Source organism: Actinoplanes sp. NPDC019969 (assembly GCF_055562375.1).
The window spans coordinates 299,844-318,795 of sequence record NZ_JBVHFK010000009.1 but is presented as its reverse complement, the minus strand read 5'-3'; the positions used below and the strand labels follow the sequence as shown (position 1 = coordinate 318,795).

Annotated in this window: 16 protein-coding genes; 6 read left to right on the top strand and 10 right to left on the bottom strand. The window is 72.0% G+C overall.

Annotated features, from left to right (window positions below):
* Positions 1-76 precede the first annotated feature (76 nt).
* Entirely contained in the window at positions 77-2,134 is a 2,058-nt protein-coding gene (locus ACZ3II_RS27105; protein ID WP_465520554.1) for an MMPL family transporter, read from the bottom strand.
* Positions 2,135-2,225: 91 nt separating this feature from the next.
* Between ACZ3II_RS27105 and ACZ3II_RS27100 the strand changes: the two genes are divergently transcribed.
* Positions 2,226-2,711, top strand: coding sequence for a MarR family winged helix-turn-helix transcriptional regulator (locus ACZ3II_RS27100; RefSeq protein WP_465520553.1), 486 nt, complete (start codon positions 2,226-2,228; stop codon positions 2,709-2,711).
* Between the two features lie 72 nt (positions 2,712-2,783).
* Positions 2,784-3,617 (top strand): tetratricopeptide repeat protein, encoded by an 834-nt coding sequence (locus tag ACZ3II_RS27095; protein ID WP_465520552.1) that lies wholly within the window; start codon positions 2,784-2,786, stop codon positions 3,615-3,617.
* On the opposite strand, the gene ACZ3II_RS27090 is transcribed toward ACZ3II_RS27095, so the two are convergent.
* Entirely contained in the window at positions 3,614-4,153 is a 540-nt protein-coding gene (locus tag ACZ3II_RS27090) for a MarR family winged helix-turn-helix transcriptional regulator (protein ID WP_465520551.1), read from the bottom strand. The genes ACZ3II_RS27095 and ACZ3II_RS27090 overlap by 4 nt on opposite strands.
* Positions 4,154-4,236: 83 nt before the next feature.
* Between ACZ3II_RS27090 and ACZ3II_RS27085 the strand changes: the two genes are divergently transcribed.
* Positions 4,237-6,003 (top strand): ABC transporter ATP-binding protein, encoded by a 1,767-nt coding sequence (locus tag ACZ3II_RS27085; protein WP_465520550.1) that lies wholly within the window; start codon positions 4,237-4,239, stop codon positions 6,001-6,003.
* Positions 6,004-6,012: 9 nt separating this feature from the next.
* Here the strand turns inward: ACZ3II_RS27085 and ACZ3II_RS27080 are convergent, their stop codons facing one another.
* The 3 genes from ACZ3II_RS27080 to ACZ3II_RS27070 all read right to left on the bottom strand — a co-directional run bounded on the left by ACZ3II_RS27080 (position 6,013) and on the right by ACZ3II_RS27070 (position 11,267).
* Entirely contained in the window at positions 6,013-9,141 is a 3,129-nt protein-coding gene (locus ACZ3II_RS27080; RefSeq protein WP_465520549.1) for an NACHT domain-containing protein, read from the bottom strand.
* Between the two features lie 107 nt (positions 9,142-9,248).
* Positions 9,249-9,890, bottom strand: coding sequence for a nitroreductase family protein (locus ACZ3II_RS27075; protein WP_465520548.1), 642 nt, complete (start codon positions 9,888-9,890; stop codon positions 9,249-9,251).
* A 27-nt stretch (positions 9,891-9,917) separates the two neighbouring features.
* On the bottom strand, positions 9,918-11,267 hold the full coding sequence (locus tag ACZ3II_RS27070; protein ID WP_465520547.1) for a citrate synthase: 1,350 nt from the start codon (positions 11,265-11,267) through the stop codon (positions 9,918-9,920).
* Between the two features lie 67 nt (positions 11,268-11,334).
* Here ACZ3II_RS27070 and ACZ3II_RS27065 point away from each other — a divergent pair, with 67 nt between their 5' ends.
* Both ACZ3II_RS27065 and ACZ3II_RS27060 read left to right on the top strand, forming a co-directional pair.
* A complete protein-coding gene (locus tag ACZ3II_RS27065; RefSeq protein ID WP_465520546.1) occupies positions 11,335-12,441 on the top strand; it encodes a citrate synthase 2 in 1,107 nt (368 codons plus the stop codon).
* A 494-nt stretch (positions 12,442-12,935) separates the two neighbouring features.
* Complete coding sequence (locus ACZ3II_RS27060) at positions 12,936-13,706, top strand: hypothetical protein (RefSeq protein WP_465520545.1); 771 nt, start codon at positions 12,936-12,938, stop codon at positions 13,704-13,706.
* Positions 13,707-13,785: 79 nt separating this feature from the next.
* Here the strand turns inward: ACZ3II_RS27060 and ACZ3II_RS27055 are convergent, their stop codons facing one another.
* Genes ACZ3II_RS27055 through ACZ3II_RS27035 form a run of 5 tightly spaced genes read right to left on the bottom strand, consistent with a single transcriptional unit; the run spans position 13,786 to position 17,953 of the window.
* A complete protein-coding gene (locus ACZ3II_RS27055) occupies positions 13,786-14,625 on the bottom strand; it encodes an alpha/beta fold hydrolase (RefSeq protein WP_465520544.1) in 840 nt (279 codons plus the stop codon).
* Complete coding sequence (locus ACZ3II_RS27050; RefSeq protein ID WP_465520543.1) at positions 14,622-15,491, bottom strand: SDR family NAD(P)-dependent oxidoreductase; 870 nt, start codon at positions 15,489-15,491, stop codon at positions 14,622-14,624. The genes ACZ3II_RS27055 and ACZ3II_RS27050 overlap by 4 nt, the downstream gene beginning before the upstream one ends.
* On the bottom strand, positions 15,488-16,954 hold the full coding sequence (locus ACZ3II_RS27045; RefSeq protein ID WP_465520542.1) for a flavin-containing monooxygenase: 1,467 nt from the start codon (positions 16,952-16,954) through the stop codon (positions 15,488-15,490). The genes ACZ3II_RS27050 and ACZ3II_RS27045 overlap by 4 nt, the downstream gene beginning before the upstream one ends.
* Positions 16,944-17,261, bottom strand: a complete 318-nt coding sequence (locus tag ACZ3II_RS27040) for a DUF4873 domain-containing protein (protein WP_465520541.1) — start codon at positions 17,259-17,261, stop codon at positions 16,944-16,946. Before ACZ3II_RS27040 ends, ACZ3II_RS27045 begins: the two co-directional genes overlap by 11 nt.
* Positions 17,258-17,953 (bottom strand): TetR family transcriptional regulator, encoded by a 696-nt coding sequence (locus ACZ3II_RS27035; RefSeq protein ID WP_465520540.1) that lies wholly within the window; start codon positions 17,951-17,953, stop codon positions 17,258-17,260. The genes ACZ3II_RS27040 and ACZ3II_RS27035 overlap by 4 nt, the downstream gene beginning before the upstream one ends.
* Before the next feature lie 75 nt (positions 17,954-18,028).
* On the opposite strand from ACZ3II_RS27035, the gene ACZ3II_RS27030 reads away from it, so the two are divergent.
* Entirely contained in the window at positions 18,029-18,940 is a 912-nt protein-coding gene (locus tag ACZ3II_RS27030) for an AurF N-oxygenase family protein (protein ID WP_465520539.1), read from the top strand.
* The last annotated feature ends 12 nt before the right edge of the window (positions 18,941-18,952 follow it).

The following is an 18,952-nucleotide window of genomic DNA, read 5'->3' as shown; positions in this document are numbered from 1 at the left end:
GCCGCTCATCCTATCTACTCAATAGGAGAAGCAGAAGATGCCGGGCAGCCTCGGGCTGCCCGGCATCCTTCTTTCGCTAGCGGTGGGTCTCCTCGGTGAGCTTGGTACGGTTCACCGCGTCCCAGTCGGTGTCCGGCCGTGCCTGCGGCCCGTCACCCTCGCCGGACCCGGCCACGCCCTGTGGCCGGCCCGGCCACCAGAACCGGTCGCCGGTGAGCGTGGCCAGGGCGGGAACCAGCACGGTACGCACCAGCAGCGTGTCCAGCAGCACACCGATGCCGACGATGATGCCGATCTGGGTCAGGGTGACCACCGGCAGCACCCCGAGCACCGCGAAAACCGCGGCGAGCAGGATCCCCGCGCTGGTGATGACCGCGCCGGTCACCGCCAGGGCGTGCACCATGCCGTCCTTGGTGCCGCGGGTCGCCGCCTCCTCCTTTGCCCGGGTGACCAGGAAGATGTTGTAGTCGACGCCGAGTGCCACCAGGAACAGGAACGAGAACAGCGGCACCGAGTTGTCCAGGGCCGGGTAGTCGAACACGTTCCGGAACAGCCAGGAGCCCGCACCGAGCGAGGCCACGAAGCTGATCACCACGGTGATCATCAGCAGGATCGGCGCGACCAGGGCCCGCAGCAGCGCGACCAGCACCAGGAACACCACGGCGAGAACCACCGGGACGATCACGGTCAGGTCCCGCCGGGCGGCGTCCCGGGTGTCCAGGGCGGTCGCGACCGTACCCCCGACCAGGGCCTCGCCGTCCAGGTTGCCGCGCAGCTCCCGGATGGTGTCGAACGCCTCGGCGGTGTCCGGGGCGGCCTCCAGCACCGCGCTGATGCTGACCCGGGCGTCGGTCGTCTCCGCGATCCGGGCCTGTGCGACCCCCTCGGTCTTCGTGACGGTGTCCAGCACCTGCTGGGCCTTGGCCGGCTCGGTGAGGACCACCGCCGGCCCGGCGGCGCCGGCCGGGAAGTACTTGGAGAGCGTCTCCAGGCCCTGCACCGACTCCGCCTCGACCCGGAACTGCTCGGCCTGCGACAGGCCGACCTTGGTGCCGAGCCCGCCCAGCGAGAGCAGGCCGAGCACGACCACCGACAGCACGGTCACGGCGACCGGGCGGCGGACCACCGTCTTGCCGACCCGCGCCCAGAAGCCCTTGCCGTCCTCCGGCCCGGCCTGGCCGACCTTCGGGATGAACGGCCAGAACAGCCCACGACCACAGATCACCAGCGCGGCCGGGAGCACCAGCAGCGCGAACACGGCGGCGATGGCGACGCCGGCGGCCGCGGTGATGCCCAGCGCCACGTTGCTCTTCAGGCTGGCCAGCATCAGGGTGAGCAGCGCCAGGATGACGGTGCCCGCGCTGGCGGCGATGGCCGGGCCGGCCCCGCGCAGCGCCTTGCCCATGGCCTCGAACCGGTTCTCGTACTTGTGCAGCTCCTCGCGGTACCGCGAGATCAGCAGCAGCGCGTAGTCGGTGCCGGCGCCGAACACCAGCACCGTGACGATGCCTGTCGTCGAGCCGTTCACGGCCAGGTCGGTGTGCTGCGACAGCAGCGCGATCACCTTGGCGGAGAGCTGGTCGGCGAAGCCGACGACGAACAACGGCACGACCCAGAGGATCGGGCTGCGGTACGTGATCAGCAGCAGCACCGTGACCACCACGACCGTGACGATCAGCAGTTTGGTGTTCGCGCCGCTGAAGCTGTTCGACAGGTCGGCGCTGAAGCCCGCCCCGCCGGTGACCTGCGCCGTCACGCCGGGCGGCAGGCCGGTCGAGGCCTTGGCGCGCAGCTCGTCGACGGCCTTGATGGTGGCGTCCGCGTCGCCGGTGGCCGGCAGCACCACGGTGACGATGGCGGCCTTGCGGTCCTCGGAGAAAATCGGCTGCCCGAGGTCCTTGACCGTGACCAGGTCCGCGTCGGTGAGCGCCTCGCCGTTCTTGGCGACCACGATCAACGCCGGGTTGGTCCGCCCGGAGGGCAGCTCCTTCTGCAGCTCGGCGACCCGGGTCGACTCCGCCGAGGACGGCAGCGACGACGTGGGGTCGTTGTCCGTCTCGGTGGAGCCGGCGAACCCGAAGACGAGTCCACCGAGCAGCAGGGCCAGGAGGAGCGTCGCCCATGCCCTTCTCATTACTGGGCCCCCTATGAGGAATCTTCAAGACTGAGAATCTTTACCATCGAGATTGTTCATCACTGGCACGGGATCTGCAACACTTACCCCCGTGGAAGTGAACGAGACCGCAGAGCGACAGCGGTTGCGCAGGGAACTCGTCGACCTGCTGAACACGTACAGCGGTGAGGCGCAGCACATCGGGCACGCCTTCGCCAACCAGCACCGGCTGCACGCCACCGACATGCACGCCCTGCTGGCGGTCATGCACGCCGAACGCAAGGGCGCCCCGCTGACCCCCGGCAAGCTGGGCGAAGCCATCGGCCTGTCGTCCGGCGCCACCACCGCGCTGATCGACAGACTGGAGCGCGGCGGCCACCTGCGGCGCACCCGGGAGAGCGCCGACCGCCGGGTCGTCCACCTGCGCTACGCCGACGCCGGCATGGCCCTGGCGCTCAGCTTCTTCGCGCCGCTCGCCCCGCGCACCGACAAGATCATGTCCGACTTCTCCGTCGGGGAACTCCAGACCATCGAGAGATTCCTGCAGAGCATGATCGCGTCCGTGGTGTCGTACCGGGACGAGCTGCGCAACGCCTGACGCCCGGATCGCAACGCACTGTCAACCGGCGGTTGCCGCAACCCCGGACGGTGCGGGCCGATCGAGAACGGCGTGCAGATCCTCGCCGAAGCCGACGCCCTCCTCGCCCGCGGGCGGGCCCACAACGCCGAGCGCCTCCTCGCGCCCTTCGTCGGGCGCGAGCCGGAGAACGTCGGCGCCTGGCACCGGATCACCCGGGCCCGGCTCGAACTTGACGACCGCACCGGGGCGCTGGTCGCCGCACAGGCGGCGTGGCACCTCGACCCGTACGGCGCCGAGTCGCTGTACTGGCTCAGCCAGGCCCGCAGCCGGCTCGGCGACCACGGCGAGGCGATCGCGGCCGCGGCGGCGGCCTGCCGGGAGGACCCCGGCAACCCGCGCCTGCACAACCGGCTCGCCCAGGCGCAGCTCGCGGCCGGTCTGCCGACCGACGCCGCCGAGGGGTTGCGGTGCGTCGTGGACCTGGCGGGGTACGACGCCGACCTGCTCGTGACGTACGGCCAGGCGCTCTTCGCGATCGGGCGGCCGCTCAGCGCGCGGGAGGCGGTCGGGCGGGCCCTCGCCATCAATTTCGGTCACGCCGGCGCGCGGGCGGCGCTGAAGGCCTTCGAGAAGTCGATGAGCACGGCGGTCGACGCCGCGTCCCTCGCCCTCGCGGCCGACGAGTTCGCCGAGTCGCTGCGGATCCACCCGGGCCGGCCGGTACGGCGGCGGCCCGGTGCGGGGCAGGCGGCGCTCGGGCACTTCTCCCGGGTGGCGCTGGCGTGGTTCCTGGCCGTGTTCACCCTCGCCGGGATCCTCGAGACGTTCGGCGTGACGACCGTGCCGACCGGCGTGTATCTCGGGCTGCTCTGCGCCGGCGGCGCGACCGGGTGCGTGGCGGCGCTCGCCGGGCCGTCGCGTTAGCCCTGGCTCCTGTCCCGCTGTTCCTCCCGCGCCTCGTCCGGCCGGCGGCTCTCTCCCGCGCCGTCCGGCGAGCGGCTCTCCCTTGCGTCGTCCGGCCTGCTGCTCTCCCGCGCGTCGTCCGGCCAGCGGGTCTCCCGAAGGCGGCGGAGGATGCGGGTCAGGTCGGCGCGGTCGGCCGGGTCGAGGCCGGCGAACAGGTGCTCGGCCTCGGTCTCGCGGGCCTTCTTGATCGCCCGGGCGGTGGCGATGCCCTGCTCGGTCAGCACGACCAGGGTGGCGCGCCGGTCGGACGGATCCGGGTGGCGCTCGACCAGGCCGCGGCCCTGCAGGTCGTCGATCACCTCGGTGGCCGAGCGCGGGGCGATCCGCAGATGCTCGGCCAGGGCGCTCAGGCGCATCTCGCCGTGCCGGGCGAGCATGCCGAGGGCCCGGGACTGCGACGGCGAGACGTGCCAGGGCTCGAGGGTGATCCGGGTGTGCTCGCGCAGGCGCCGGGTCACCGCCCAGAACGATTCCAGCAGGCCGTCGTCCTCCATGGGAACAAACTATCAGCGACTACCGTTGTTCCCTCATGGTGAGGTAACCTCAGCTTGTCGGAAATCGTACGGGAGGCCCGCTCTTGGCTGGACGAAAAGGTCAGACCCTGACCGCCGCGGAGAAGGCGCAGGCACGCGCCGTCTCGCTGCGCCGCATCGGCGCCCTGTTCACCGGCCACCGCCGGCATCTCGCCGTCGTCGTGGCCGTCATCGTCCTCTCCTCCGTGATCTCGATGGCGTCACCGTTCCTCCTGCGTGAGGTTATCGACGTCGCCCTCCCGCAGTCCGACCTCCGGCTCCTCGTCCTGCTCGTGGCCGGCATGGTCGGCGTCGCCGCGGCCACCTCCGCCCTCGGCGTCGTGCAGACCTGGATCGCCACCACCGTCGGCCAGCGCGTCATGCACCGGCTGCGCACCGACGTGTTCGCGCACCTGCAGCGGCAGTCGATCGCGTTCTTCACCCGCACCCGCACCGGCGAGGTGCAGTCCCGCATCACCAACGACATCGGCGGCATGCAGCAGGTCGTCACCACGACCGCCACCTCGGTCGCCGCCAACCTGACCACCGTCGTCGCCACCGTCGTGGCGATGACCGCCCTGTCCTGGCAGCTCACCCTGGTGTCGCTGATCGCCCTGCCACCCGCGGTCTACTGGACCCGCCGGGTCGCCCGGATGCGCCAGGCCATCACCGCCCAGCGCCAGCGCGAGCTCGCCGACCTCAACGTGATCATCGACGAGGGCCTGTCGATCAGCGGCGTGCAGCTGGCCAAGACGATGGGCGCGAGCGGCGCGCTGACCGAGCGGTTCGCCGCCTCCTCCGGCCGCCTCATCGACCTGGAGCTGCGCTCCGAGCTGGCCGGCCGCTGGCGGATGGCCAGCATGAACATCGTCTTCGCGATCATCCCCGCCGCGATCTACCTGGCCGCCGGCCTGCCCGGCACGTTCGGCGCGATGAGCATCGGCACCCTGGTCGCGTTCACCGGCCTGCAGGCGGGCCTGTTCCGGCCGCTGATGAGCCTGCTCGACGTCGGCGTCACGCTGGTCGCGTCACTCGCGCTGTTCCAGCGCATCTTCGAATACCTCGACCTGCCGGTCGACGTCCGGGAGCCGGCGACGCCGGTGCGCCTGCCGGAGGTGCGCGGCCACTTGAGGTTCGAGGACGTCACTTTCGCGTACGGGGAAGGCGCCGCCGCCGTCGCCGGAGTCAGCCTGGACGTCCCGGCCGGCACGTCGCTGGCCCTCGTCGGGGAGACCGGCTCGGGCAAGAGCACCATCGCCGCCCTGATCGCCCGGCTCCACGACCCCACCTCGGGCCGCGTCACCATCGACGGCGTCGACGTGCGCGACCTCGCCCTCGACGACCTGGCCGGGATCGTCGGCGTGGTCAGTCAGGAGACCTACCTGCTGCACACCACGATCCGGGAGAACCTGCGCTACGCGAAACCGGACGCCACCGACGCCGAGATCGAGCGGGCCGCCCGCGCCGCCCAGATCCACGACCTGATCGCCGCCCTGCCCGACGGCTACGACACCATGGTCGGCTCCCGCGGCCACCGCTTCTCCGGCGGCGAGAAACAGCGCATCGCCATCGCCCGCACCCTGCTGCGCGACCCGCGCATCCTGGTCCTCGACGAGGCCACGAGCGCCCTCGACAACGAGACGGAGCGGGCCGTGCAGCGCGCTTTCGACGCACTGTCCGCCGGCCGCACGACGGTCACCATCGCCCACCGCCTCTCCACGATCCGCGACGCCGACCAGATCGCCGTCATCGACCACGGCCGCATCCTCGAATCCGGAACCCACGACACCCTGCTCGAGGCCGCCGGCCGCTACGCCACCCTGGCCCGCTGACCGGCGCCGTCAGTCCAGGGCGAGGATCAGCACCTCGAGGGCGCCGGGGGAGCGGCGGCGTTTCGCCAGCAGGTTCATGGCCAGGGCCACTTCGATCAGGTCGACGGCGAACGGGGTGTTCCCCGCGATCTGCGCGAGACGGGCCAGCACCAGGGCCGGCGCGCGGACGGCCGCGGCCGCCGCGTCGGTCACCTGGCGTTCCCGCCGCAGGAGCGGCCCCGCGGCCTCCAGCAGGTTGTCCAGACCCCACGCGACCTCGGGGGTGAGCGGCGGCCAGGTGCTGTGGTCCGTCATCTTCCGGACGGCGCCGGCCAGCCGGTTCAGATCGACGGGGAACGGTTCCCCGTCCAGGTATCGCTGCGGCAGCAGAGCCCGGGCCACGTCGACAGCCGGCTTCGAGCTGATCAGACCGGGAAGCGGCAGGTTGATTCCCATCCGGTGCGGCGCGGCGAGCGTCCGGTCCAGGAGCGTCCGCCGCCACGGCGGTGGGCGGTGCACCCGGAGCGCCGGGATGGCCTGGTCGATCTCCGCGAGCACCTCCTCCAACTCGGCGAACAGTTCCGTCTGCCCGGGACCCTCCCGGTCGGCGGCGTTACGGGGGATCCGGGCGATGGCCTCCCGGACCGGAGTGAGGTTGATCTCGAGCAGGTCCGTGATGACCGTGGCCACCAGCCGGGACACCTCCTCCGGTATGCCCCGGAGAACGTTCCGGAACGAGATCGTGGCCTCCCTCAGCTGCTCGAGCCGGCCCTGGAGGTCCGTGGCGACACTGCGAACCCGGTTCCGGGCCCCGGCCAGCAGGGTCGGATGGTCCCCTGGCGTGGCGAGCACCGCCGCGAGATAGTCGGAGGCCTCGCGCAGTTGCGTGGCATCCGCGTCGATCTTCCAGTGCTGGCGGATCACCGTCCGGATCCGGTGCGCCTTCGCCAGCAGAATCGTGTTGAGCAGCCGTGAGCCCGGCAGGTCCACGGCCAGGGAGGCGACCATCTCGTTCGCGGTGACCTCGAACCGGTGCTGGTTCGGGTGCCGCAGGCGCGTCCGGGCCCCGTCGGTGGCCCAGGCGGGGCTGGTGGGTTTCACCACGTCCAGTTCCGCGACCGTGGGCAGCCGGAAACTCGTGCCGCTGGCCCCCCACGGCCCGGCGACGATCAGCGCGTTGATCCACTGCAGGAGCGCGTGGGCGTCGTCGCGCCACACCCCGCGTACCGGCTGATCCCTGTCGTCCGGATCCGGCGCCTCCGGGAACGGGTTCGCGGTGTCCAGCGCGAACAGCCGGAACATCTCCGCCGAGATCGGCTGTCGAGTGATCTTCGAGCCGTCCGGAGTGGTGACCATCGTGCGCAGCAGCCGGCCGATCAGCACGTTGGCGGTCAGGGTCCGGTCGGACTGCTCGGCGTTCGGCAGCGATCCGCGGCTCAGCACGACGTCCAGCCGGGCCCGGAGATCCGAGGACACCCGGGAGGACTGCTCGGCGATCTCGAACGCCAGGGACAACGCCACCACCGTGCCCGACGCCAGCGCGCTCTCCACCAGCGGATCCGGGTCGTTGTCGGCCGCGTACAACAGGATGGTGTCCCGCCACCACGGATCGTCGATCGACTCGGTCAGCAGAACGGACAGGTTCTGCTCGGCGATGTGGCAGGCGGCCAGGTACTCCTGGAAGGTCTGGTGGGCGAAGGTGAACTGTTGCAGATCGGGGATCGGCAGGAGACCACTGGCCTCCATCTCCTCCAGGAACCGTTCGGCGGTGATCCCGCTGCCGGTCTCCGCCAGCCACGGCTCCACCGTTCGCAGCAGCGCGCGGCGGTCCATGCCACGGGTGCCTTCCCGCATCCAGTCGAACGCCAGCCGGGACAGCAGGCGCAGGCGCTGCTCCCCGGCCGGCCCGACATTGCGGCCGCGTTCCTCGTCGCGGCGCCACAGCATGACGTCGCACACTTCGCGGTACAGCATGGCGCGGTTCTCGGGCAGCCGTTTGCCGTACCGGTGCACGTTGGCGATCATCGTGAGCAACAGCGGGTTCGCGGTCAGATCGTGCAGACCCGGGATGGCGTCGATCTGCCCGAGCAGGTGCGCCGCCGCCTGCCGGCCCCGCGCCGCGGCGGCCTCCAGTTCGTCCGGGTCGGCGTCGTGCTTCTCGGCGGCGATGTACCACTTCTCCAGGAACTGCCGGACCTGCTTCGGCGCGAACGGGAGCACCTGGACCGTCGCCGTGGCGTCCACGAACGACGTGCGGTACCCGTGCGGCCGCGACGTGATCACGAAGTCGTCGGCCGGATGCGCCGCGAGCTGTGCGTTGATCCACTGGACGACCACCCGGCGCACCTCCGCCTCGCCGGCCTCGTCCAGCCCGTCGAGCAGCACCACGCACCGGCCGGCTCGCAGCTGGCGTTCCCACCACCGGGCCGGCTCCGGACCCACCGAGGGCGGGACGGTCTTGCGGATCAGGTCGGTCAACAGGATGTCCGGCTCCGCCACGATGGCCGGGGCCACATCCCGCAGTTGAAGCCAGACCGGCACCGGCCGGGTGATCCGCGGCCGCTCGGTGGCCGCGTCCCGGTGCCGCTGATCGGTGGCGGTCTCCCGGGCGACGTGACTCAGCAGGGTGGTCTTACCGCTGCCCGGCGGGCCCAGCACGGCCAGCACCACCCGGGGCCGCCGGTTCAGGAAGTACCAGATCGACCGCACCCGGCCGCTCTCCGGTGAGTTCGGCACCACCCCGGACGGCACCTGACCCGGAGCCTTCGAGGTGAGCGCCAGGCGGACGAACGCGACGTCCAGATCGGGGCTGAACGGGCCGATGATGTTCAGGCCCTTCGAGTCCATGGTGCGCCGGCTGTCCCGGACCCAGCGCTGGTAGTCCCGGAGGTACGCCGAGGTCACCCGGTCCAGCAGCGCCCGCCGCAGGCCGCTCGCCCTCCCCGGGTTGTCCTGCAGATGCTGGTACAGGCCGGTGCCGACGGCCAGCACCACACACGCCGCGAAGACGGTGCCCATCAGCCGCCAGTCGTGGGCCCACGCCCAGCCGTCCGGGAGGGCGCCGGTGAAGATGTTGGTGACAGCCCCGACCGCCACGGTGACGAGCACGCCGATGGTCACCGTCCAGCGGCTGGTGGCCGGCCGGCGGCGATCCGTCATCGGGCCATGATGGCAGTCCCGTGGCGTGTGCCGGAAGCCGTCCATGGTCCTTTGCGGACCACGGAGGCGCGCCGTCACCCGGGGCGCCTCCGGCAAGCCGTACGAAATCAGCTGCTCGTGAACCTGTCGAAGTGGACGACCTCGTCCAGGGGGCGGCGTTTCGGCTCGGACCAGCGGCCCTTGCTCGGGTGACCCAGCGGGATCAGCGCCATCGTCAGCGCGTCCTCCGGCAGGCCGAGCAGTCGGCGGACGTCGTCCTCGTGGCCGATGTGCAGGGTGGTGAGGGTGGCGCCGAGGCCGTAGGCGCGCGCGGCCAGGATTAGATGCTGGATCGCGCCGTAGATCGACGATCCGAGCCGCGGGTTCGTCGACTTCGCGGCGCCCAGCATGACCGGGATGATCCAGACCGGGGCCTCCTCGAGGTGGTTGGCCAGGTGATCGGCGGCGAGGAAACTGCGCTTGCTCATCGGGCCACCGTCCGGCGCGCCGAGGATCTGCTCGCGGCGGGAGCCGTAGTGGCGTTCCCATCCCTCCCGGTACCACCCGGCGATCTGCTTCTTCACCTCCGGATCACGGACCACGATCCAGGCCCAGAACTGGCCGTTTCCGGCGGAGGGCCCACGGATCGCGGCGTCCAGGATCGCCCGGATCACGTCGTCGGCGATCGGCTGGTCCGACAGGTAACGGCGGGCCGGGGTGGAGTGCAGCGCCTCGAGGAGGGAAAGCGCTTTCGGATCGGGAGAAGTCATGCGCCCGAGCCTACTGGCCGGTAGGGATCAGGCGGGCGGGTTGCCGGCGTAGGTTCCGGACGGGCGGAAACGGAGCGGGCGGTCGCCGTACTCCTCCAGGGCGTGCGCGAGCCAGCCGGCGGTCCGGGCCACCGCGAAGATCGCCTCGCCGGCGTCCGCCGGCATGCCGTGGTGCAGGGCGAGGGCGGCGAGCGCGAGGTCGACATTGGCGGGGGTGCCGGATCGGGTACGCATGGCGTCGTCCAGCTGGATAGCGGTTTCCTTCGCCGGGCCGTCGTCGAGCAGGTCGAGCAGGGCCGCCGCCCGCGGATCCCCGGCCGGGTAGAGCGGATGACCGAAACCGGGCACCGGCGATCCGGTTCGCAACCGCTCGGCGATGGTGGCGACCGGGCCGGGTCCGGTCATCGCCTCTTTCACCAGCGGGTACGCCAGTCCGCTCGCCGCGCCGTGCAGCGGGCCGTCGAACGCGGCCAGGCCGGCGCTGACCACCGCGTACGGGTGTGCGCGGGTGGACGCGGCGACCCGGGCGGCCAGCGTGGATGCGGCGATGTCGTGGTCGGCGAGCAGGACCAGCGCCGCGTTCAGGATCCGCAGCGCGGACTCCGTTGCCGCGGCGGCCGTCAGCCGGGGCCACAGGATCGCGGCCAGCCTCGACCGGTCCAGTCCGTGATCCGCCGCGGGCTCCGGCGTGCGGGGGATCTCGGAGAGCCGTTGCAGGCGGATCGCCGACGGCCCAGGCGCGGTCGGGTCTTCCGGGGCGAGCCGTTGCAGGCGGATCGCCGACGGCCGAGACGCGGTCGGATCCTCCGGGGGGACCCGCTCCGGGGGGACCCGCTCCGGTGGATCGGCGGGGAGCAGGGCGTGGACCATGGTGGCGATCAGCTGGCGGCCGGTGGTGACGACGGCCGCCGGGGTGGTGTCGAAGCGCAGCGGGTCGGTGGCGGCGACGGCGGCGACCGTGACACGGAAGCGGTCGGTGAGGCGGGCCGCCGCGGGCAGCGGGCTGGTCACGGCCCGGGCCACGGCGTGCTGCTCGGCGCTGAGCGGGAACGGCACGTCGTCGAGCGCGCCGGTCCAGAGCAGGCTTGCCACCGCCTCGAACGGCGTGTCCCGGGCCAGGGCGACGGCGTTGTGACCGCGGTAGTGCAACGCGCCGTCCCGGATCAGCGTGATGCCGGTCTGGATGCCGGGCGTGGTGGCGCGGCGTCGGCCGGCCAGGAACGTGTCGACGTCGGCCTTGGCGAACAGGCTGCTCTTGCCGTCGGCGTTACGGCGGCTGGAGAGAAGACCACGGCTGACGTACGCGTACACCGTCGCGGGTTTGACGCCCAGCAGCGTAGCGACTTCCTCGGTGGTCAGCAGGGGTTGCGAGGACATGTCGTCATCCTCTCATATTGACTGAATCAACATTGACATCAACATGTCGGTTATCCACATTGAGACCATGTTGACGGTGAATCCTGGACTTGCCGGTGTCGTCGCGTTCGACACCGAGATCGCCGAACCCGACCGGAACGGCGGAGCGCTGCGATACCGCGGCGTCGACATCACCTCGCTCGCCGGGGCGGTGTCGTTCGGGGACGTGTGGGGACTGCTCGTGGACGGCGACTTCGCCCGCCCGCTGCCCGCCGCCGGGGAGCTGCCCGCGTCGGCGGCGAGCGGCGACATCCGGGCGGACGTGCAGGCCGCGGTCTCGCTGCTCGCCCCGCGGTGGGGGTTGCGCCAGCTGATCGACATCCCGGAGGCGCAGGCGCGGGACGATCTGGCGCGCAGTTCGGCGGCCGTGCTGTCGTACGTCGCACGGGCCGGCCACGGCGATGCCGCACCGGTGCCGCGGCGGCTGGTGGAGGCGGGGCGGACGGCGACCGAACGGTTCATGATCGAGTGGCAGGGCGAGCCGGATCCGCGGCACGTCGCGGCGATCGACAGGTACTGGATCTGCGCGGCGGAGCACGGCATGAACGCGTCGACGTTCACGGGGCGGGTCGTCGCCAGCACCGGCGCCGACGTGCCGGCCTGCCTGTCCGCAGCGGTCGCCGCCCTCTCCGGGCCGCTGCACGGCGGGGCGCCGGCGCGGGCGCTCGGCATGATCGAGGAGGTCGAGCGAGGGGCGGAACCCCGGCGGTACGTACAGGGACTGCTCGACGGCGGCCAGCGGCTGATGGGGTTCGGGCACGCCGTGTACCGGGCCGAGGACCCGCGGGCCCGGATCCTGCGGCAGGCGGCGCGGGAGCTGGCCGCGCCCCGGTACGAGGTGGCCCGGGCACTTGAGATCGCCGCCCTGGCCGAACTCCGGGAACGCAAACCCGACCGGATCCTGGAGACCAACGTCGAGTTCTGGGCGGCGGTGATCCTCGACTTCGCCGGGGTGCCCGCGGAGATGTTCGCGGCGATGTTCACGTGTGCCCGCACGGCGGGCTGGAGCGCGCACATCCTGGAGCAGAAGCGCCTCGGCAAGATCATCCGCCCGTCGGCGGATTATGTTGGCCCGGGGGAGCGCGACGCCTCCGCGGTCGCGGGTTGGCGGGACGCCCTGACCCGCAACGGCTGATCCTCCGGTCTGCCCTCGGCCGTCGCTTGCAACGGCGGGTCTTCCGGCTGCCGGGCCGTCGATCCCCGGGTGCGGCCGGTGACAGCCGGTCGTCAGGCGCCGCCCCTACCTGCTGATCTTCCGGCTGCCCGGCGCGGCCGGCGACAGCCGGTCGCCAGGTGCCGTCCGCGCTGGCCGGTCCTCCGGCTGCCCGGCTGTTCGGTCCCCGTGCGGCCGGGCCGGCCGGGCGCAGGCGTTGCCCGCACCGACTTGGTCCTTCGGTTGCCGGTTTCGGCGGGAGGGAAAGCGTTGGCGGTACGGGGAGAGCGCACCGGCCGTGACGGCATGGCGAGACGCACTGAGTGTGCGCGGGAGAGCCGCGCCACAATAGCGACACTACGGACAACCGCATCCAAATAGGAGGCGTCCGGGTTGTCAGGTCGGATGGCGCCGCGGAGCACGGCGCGCCGGCCGGCGGCGTACACCGGCGGCCTGAATCATGCGGAAGGCGTTCGATGGTTGCCAGGCGGTGGGGTGTCGTGTTCGCGGCGGTGGGGCGTGAGGCGCGCCGGCGGCCCGGGCTGAGTGCGGTGTTCGCGGCGGTGGCGGTCGGGGCGGTGATCGTGTCGGCGTTCAGTGCGGTCCCCGAGCCTCCGCAGTTCCGGATGCCGCCGGTCGCCGCCCCGCAGCCGTCCGCCGTGAAGGTCTCGGCGGCGGCGGTCCACTCGGGTCTGGCACCGTACGCGCCACCGGCCGAACCCTCGGCGGCCCCGGCAACGCGCGGCGGGCGTACCCAGGGCACGCCTGACGACCGCGGGGTTCCGTCGCCGGCGGCGTCCACCAGGACCGGCGCCGCGACGGTGTCGCCGTGGGTGAGTTCCGCGCCCGTGGGGAAGCCGGCCGAGACCCGGGGGAGTACGGGTTCGGCCAGCGCCGGGACACCGGAGAAGGCGGCGACGATCCGTATCGGACAGCCCGGCGACGGCGAGACCGTCGCCGCGAGCGCCACGGTCAGCGGCGACGCGGACCTGCCCGGGGACCACGAGATCTGGCTGCTGTGGCGGCACGGCGGCGGCGCCTACCACGTCGCGGGCGCCTGCCGCGCCGGGCGGGCGTTCACCTGCGGCCCGGCGGGGCTGGAGAGCGGCGGCGAGGACGGTTTCACGCTGACGGTGATCGTCGCCGACCCGGCGACGGGACGCACGCTGAGCGCGGGAGACTCCCGGGAAACGCTGCCCGCGCACGTGGCCCGCGACGAGGTCAGCGTCCGCCGCGCCGCGGCTTAGCCGGCCTCGGTGAGGGACGGGAGCGGTCCGGGCGGCGCCCCCTTTGACGCCGCCCGGACCGTGCCCCGGAACGAGGTCTCTAGACGGCCACCTTGGCGAGCATGGGACAGACCAGCCCCGCGAACTCCTCCGGCCGTTCGATCTGCGGCATGTGACCCGTCCGGGCGAACAGGTGCGACTGCGCGTGCGGGAACGCGGCCCGGGCCGCCGCCAGGTGCTTGCTGGGCAGGATCAGGTCGCGGTCGCCCCAGACGAGCATCGTCGGTCTCGGGTGGGCGGTGAGACGGCCGAGCAGCTCGGCACGCCAGGCGGCGGCCACCCCGCGGAAGCCGCCGAGCGCCTTGGCCGTCTCCAGGTACACCGCCGCGAAGTCCGGCTGCCGCGCGATCCGGATGGCCATCTCGATCCGTTCCGGGGTGACGTGCGCCCGGTCGGCGAAGACCATGCGTTCCATCCGCGGCGCGGTGAGCCGGTCGACGCGGCGCAGCATCTGCCGGCCGAGACCGGGCACGGCCAGCAGGCGCAGCGCGACCGTCACCTCCTTGCCGAACCCGGCACTGTTGACGAGCGTCAACGTTGACACCCGTTCGGGTGTGCCGGCCAGCATCGTCATCGACACGGCGCCGCCGAGCGAGTTCCCCATCAGGTGCACGGGCCGGTTCTCGCCGAGCGTGTCGAGGACCGCCCACACCCCGCCGGCGAGCCCGTCGAGGGTGGTCGGCGCGGGCAGGCGCTGCGACAACCCGAACCCGGGCATGTCGACGCTGATCACCCGGTACTCGCTGTCGAGCAGCGGATGCTGCAGGGACCAGTCCTCCAGGCTGCGCCCGATACCGTGCAGCAGCACCACCGGCGGTGCGGCCGGATCACCGCTCTCGTGGACGCGGACGCGCGTATCCCGTACGTCGATGAATCTCATCTTCCGACCACCGATCGCGCGCCGCGGGACGCCGTGGCGACGGTGAACGCGCGCACGATCCGGGCGTGACCGACCGGCAGCAGCCGGGCCAGCAGGTCGGGCGCCTTGGCGCTGGCCGCGATGAGCAGCCGGGCCTTCCGCTTCGCGACGGCCCGCAGGATCTGCTCCGCGGCCTTGTCCGGGGGATAGCTGAGCAGCGCGGCGAAGAGTTTCTGGTTGGGCTCGACCTCCTCCTGCGGTACGAGTGACCCGACCAGAGCCGACTCCGCGATCCTCGTGGCGATCCCGCCCGGATGCACCGTCGTCACCCCGACCCCGTTGTCGATGAGTTCGCTGCGCAGCGACTCGCTGAGCCCGCGCAGCGCGAACTTGCTCGCCGCGTACGCGCTCTGGCCGGGCGGCGCGATCAATCCGAACAGACTGGACAGGTTGACGAGATGTCCACCCGGTGTGGCCGTCAACGCGGGCAGCAACGCGTGCGTGAGCAGCATCGGCGCCCGGAAGTTGACGTTCATGACCTGCTCGAACTGCTCGACCGACACCTGGTCGAAGCGGCCGCCCAGCGCGATCCCGGCGTTGTTGATCAGCAGCCCGATCGCCGGGTGCTCGTCGAGGATCCGGGTGGCGAGGGCCTCGACGGCGGACCGGTCGGCCAGATCAACATTGATCGTCTGTACGGTGACGGCGGGGTGGGCGGCGCGGATCCGGTCGGCGACCGTCTTGAGCCGGCTCTCGTCGATGTCGGCGAGGACCAGGTCGCTGCCGCGGAAGGCCAGGCCGTAGGCGAGATGTTCGCCGATGCCGCTGGCCGCGCCGGTCAGCACTGCGGTGCGCCCGGCGAACCGGTACTCGGGGATTCGCGTCATGAGACCACCTCGGTAGAACGGACGGGAGCGGGCTTGCGGCTGAAGGTCATGTCACGGGTGACATCGGCGCGCGGTGTGGCGACGACGTCGCGCAGGTAGTTCTGCCGGACGATCCACGGGTCGCGGTCGCCCTGGCGGGGGAACGTGTCGAGGGCCCGCTGCACGTACCCCGACGAGAGGTCGAGCAGCGGCGCGCCGGTGCCGGACGGGCTGGTCGGCGTGGCTGCCGCGTACCCGTGCCGGTCCATGTGGCCGAGCAGTTTCAGCAGGTAGCGGTGGGACAGGTCGGCGCGCAGCGTCCACGACGCGTTGACGTACCCGATGCAGTAGGCGAAGTTCGGCACCCCGCTGAGCATCAGCCCGCGGTAGGCGGCGGTCTTGCCGACGTCGACCGGTTCGCCGTCGACGACCAGCTGGACACCGCCGACCGGCAGCAGCGACAGCCCGGTCGCCGAGACCACCACGTCGGCGTCGAGCACCGCGCCGGACCTCAGCCGGATGCCGTCCGGGACGAACGTGTCGATGTGGTCGGTGACGACCGATGCCCGGCCGTCGGTGATCGACCGATAGAGATCACCGGACGGGATCACACAGAGCCGCTGATCCCAGGGGTCGTAGCGGGGTTTGAAGTGCTCGTCCACGTACCCCGGATCCTGCAGGAAGTGGATGGCGGCCCGCCGCAACGCGCCGCGCACCAGCTTGGGCCGCCTGCGTGCGAGGTGGTAGAAGCCCTGCGTGAGCAGGAGATTCTTGGCGCGGGCCACCCGGTTCGCCGCCTTCGGCGGGAGGAGACGCCGGGCGACGTCGGCGATCAGGTCGCGGTCCGGGAGAGGCGTGACGTACGTGGGGGAGCGCTGCAGCATCGTCACGTGCGCCGCGTCGGCGGCCATCGCCGGGACCAGCGTGACCGCGGTGGCCCCGCTGCCGATCACCACCACGCGCTTGCCCCGGTAGTCGAGGTCGTCCGGCCAGAACTGCGGGTGCACGAGCCGCCCGCGGAAGTCGTCCCGACCGGGGAAGTCCGGCTGGTAGCCCTCGGCGTAGTTGTAGTAGCCGGCGCACCCGTACAGGAATCCGCACGTCAGGACGTCGCCGGCCGACGTGTGCACGGTCCAGCGGGCCTGTTCCGTCGACCATGCGGCGCGGACGACCCGCGTACCGAACCGGATCTTCGGGGTGATGCCCGCCTCGTCCGCGGTGGCCTCGATGTACCGGCGGATCTTCTCGCCGGAGGCGAGGGATTCGGGCTCGCGCCACGGCCGGAACGGGTAGCTGAGGGTGAACATGTCCGAGTCGGATCGCACGCCGGGATAGCGGAACAGGTCCCAGGTGCCGCCGATCGCGTCCCGCGCCTCGAGGATGGCCCAGGTGTCGCCGGGCCGCTGCCGCTGGAGCCGCCAGGCCGCGCCGATGCCGGACAGCCCCGCGCCGATGATCAGTACGTCGAAGTGCTCACCGGGCATCCGTGGCCTCCTCCGGAGCGGGGAACCACGGCGGCGTGCCGGTGCCGGAGATGCGGATGCCGCCCCACGGGTCCGGGTCGCCCAGTCTGACGGCCGTCTCCGGCGCGCCCGGCACCACGATCGTGGCCGTGCGCAGGCCGCCGCCGACCCGTTCCCGCAGCATGTCGTGCGGCCCGGTGCGCCCGGCCCAGCGGAACCGGCCCTCGATCGGCTCGAAGCGCGCGGACATCCGGATCTCCACCGGGACCGGGCCGTCGTCCAGCCGTAACGTCGCCGGCCCCCGGTACTCCTCCTCGTCGGTGCTCATACGTCTCTGGCCCACCCTTCGGTCGCGGCGAGTCCACCGGGGACGTCGGCGGCGCGGCGCATGCCGGCGATGCCGCCCCAGAGGAACGTGGTCAGGTATTCGCCGAGCGCCTCGCGGCTGATCGGCTGTTGCTGGCGCAGCCACCAGTCACCGACCGACTGGACATAACCGACGACGCCGTACGCCCACGGCAGCGCCGCCCCCGAGTCGAGGCCGCGGGCCCGCAGCCGGTCGCCGAGGATCCGTGCCAGGCCGCTGGCCACGGTGTCCATCACGTCGGCGACCACGTCGCGGTGCCGGGCGATGTCCGGCTGGTGCACGACGAACCGGTACAGGTTCACGTCGGACTCGATCCGGGTCAGGTAGATGTCGATGGCGGCGGCGACGATGTCCCGCTCCTCGCGGACGGCCGAGATCGCCGGGACCATGTCCTCCAGAACCATCGCGCCGGCCACCTGGCCGACGGCCAGCCACAGCTCGGACTTGTCGGCGAAGTAGCGGTAGAGCACCGGTTTGCTCACTCCGGCGTGCGCGGCGATGGCCTCCATGCCGACGTCCGGGCCCTGCGCGCGGATCGCCTCGATCGCGGCGTTGGTCAGCTCCGCCCGCCGCTGCTCACGATGGCCGTCCCAACGGCCGCGGCGGCCGTCACCGGATCGACGGGGATTGACGGGTGGGGTGACCGAGTTCATAGTACGAGTAGTAACTGTTACCGCCGGTAACGTCAAGCGTCTTCATCGTTTTCCCGCTTCCCTGGGAGGTCCCGGATGACCACCACCCCGACCGAACGCGACCGCACGGCCACCCGGCTGCTCCGCTCCTCGGCGGAACACTCGTACGACCCCGAGGTGGAGATCGACTGGGAGGCCCCGTTCGTTCCCGGTAGGTACTTCGTGCCGCCGCACCGCTCCAGCCTGTACGGCACCGCCCTGTGGGACCGGATGACCGAGGAGCAGCGGATCGAGCTGACCAAGCACGAGGTCGCCAGCATCGCCGGCCTCGGCGTCTGGTTCGAGACGATCCTCATGCAGCTGCTCATCCGGGACTACTTCAAGCAGGACCCGACCGCCCCGCACGCCCAGTACGCGCTCACCGAGATCGGCGACGAATGCCGCCACTCGGTGATGTTCGGCCGGATGATCGCCCGCCTGGACGCGCCGCTGTACCAGCCCACCGGCGTCAACCAGTGGCTCGGCAAGTGGATCGCGCACACCGGCGTCGGCCCGCGGATGTACGCCGCCATCCTGATCGCCGAGGAGATCCTGGACACCCTGCAGCGCGAGGCCATGAACGACGAGAACGTGCAGCCCCTGGTCCGGATGGTGTCCCGCATCCACGTCGTCGAGGAGGCCCGGCACGTCCGGTACGCCCGCGAGGAGCTGGCCCGGCAGATCCGGGCCGCCGGGAAGGGCCGGCTCGCCTTCGACAAGCTGGTGATCGCGCGGGCCGCGTACCTCACCGGCACCCGCCTCGTGGACCCGCGCGTCTACCGGGCCGTCGGCATCGACCCGGAGGAGGGCCGGCGGGCGGCCCGCGCCAACCCGCACCACCGCGAGACCATGCGCTGGGCGGGCGAGCGGATCGTCACCTTCCTCAAGGACCTGGACCTGATCGGCGGCCCGGGTCTGGCCCTCTGGCACGCCTCCGGCCTGCTCCCGCGTACGCCTTCCGCCGCCTGACCCGACCGGCCG

Bases quoted from the DNA above. Each gene is read 5' to 3' on its own strand.
- ACZ3II_RS27105 (WP_465520554.1), bottom strand. From the start codon at position 2,134: ATGAGAAGGGCATGGGCGACGCTCCTCCTGGCCCTGCTGCTCGGTGGA.
- ACZ3II_RS27090 (WP_465520551.1), bottom strand. From the start codon at position 4,153: ATGGAGGACGACGGCCTGCTGGAATCGTTCTGGGCGGTGACCCGGCGC.
- ACZ3II_RS27080 (WP_465520549.1), bottom strand. From the start codon at position 9,141: ATGACGGATCGCCGCCGGCCGGCCACCAGCCGCTGGACGGTGACCATC.
- ACZ3II_RS27075 (WP_465520548.1), bottom strand. From the start codon at position 9,890: ATGACTTCTCCCGATCCGAAAGCGCTTTCCCTCCTCGAGGCGCTGCAC.
- ACZ3II_RS27070 (WP_465520547.1), bottom strand. From the start codon at position 11,267: ATGTCCTCGCAACCCCTGCTGACCACCGAGGAAGTCGCTACGCTGCTG.
- ACZ3II_RS27065 (WP_465520546.1), top strand. From the start codon at position 11,335: ATGTTGACGGTGAATCCTGGACTTGCCGGTGTCGTCGCGTTCGACACC.
- ACZ3II_RS27060 (WP_465520545.1), top strand. From the start codon at position 12,936: ATGGTTGCCAGGCGGTGGGGTGTCGTGTTCGCGGCGGTGGGGCGTGAG.
- ACZ3II_RS27055 (WP_465520544.1), bottom strand. From the start codon at position 14,625: ATGAGATTCATCGACGTACGGGATACGCGCGTCCGCGTCCACGAGAGC.
- ACZ3II_RS27050 (WP_465520543.1), bottom strand. From the start codon at position 15,491: ATGACGCGAATCCCCGAGTACCGGTTCGCCGGGCGCACCGCAGTGCTG.
- ACZ3II_RS27045 (WP_465520542.1), bottom strand. From the start codon at position 16,954: ATGCCCGGTGAGCACTTCGACGTACTGATCATCGGCGCGGGGCTGTCC.
- ACZ3II_RS27040 (WP_465520541.1), bottom strand. From the start codon at position 17,261: ATGAGCACCGACGAGGAGGAGTACCGGGGGCCGGCGACGTTACGGCTG.
- ACZ3II_RS27035 (WP_465520540.1), bottom strand. From the start codon at position 17,953: ATGAACTCGGTCACCCCACCCGTCAATCCCCGTCGATCCGGTGACGGC.
- ACZ3II_RS27030 (WP_465520539.1), top strand. From the start codon at position 18,029: ATGACCACCACCCCGACCGAACGCGACCGCACGGCCACCCGGCTGCTC.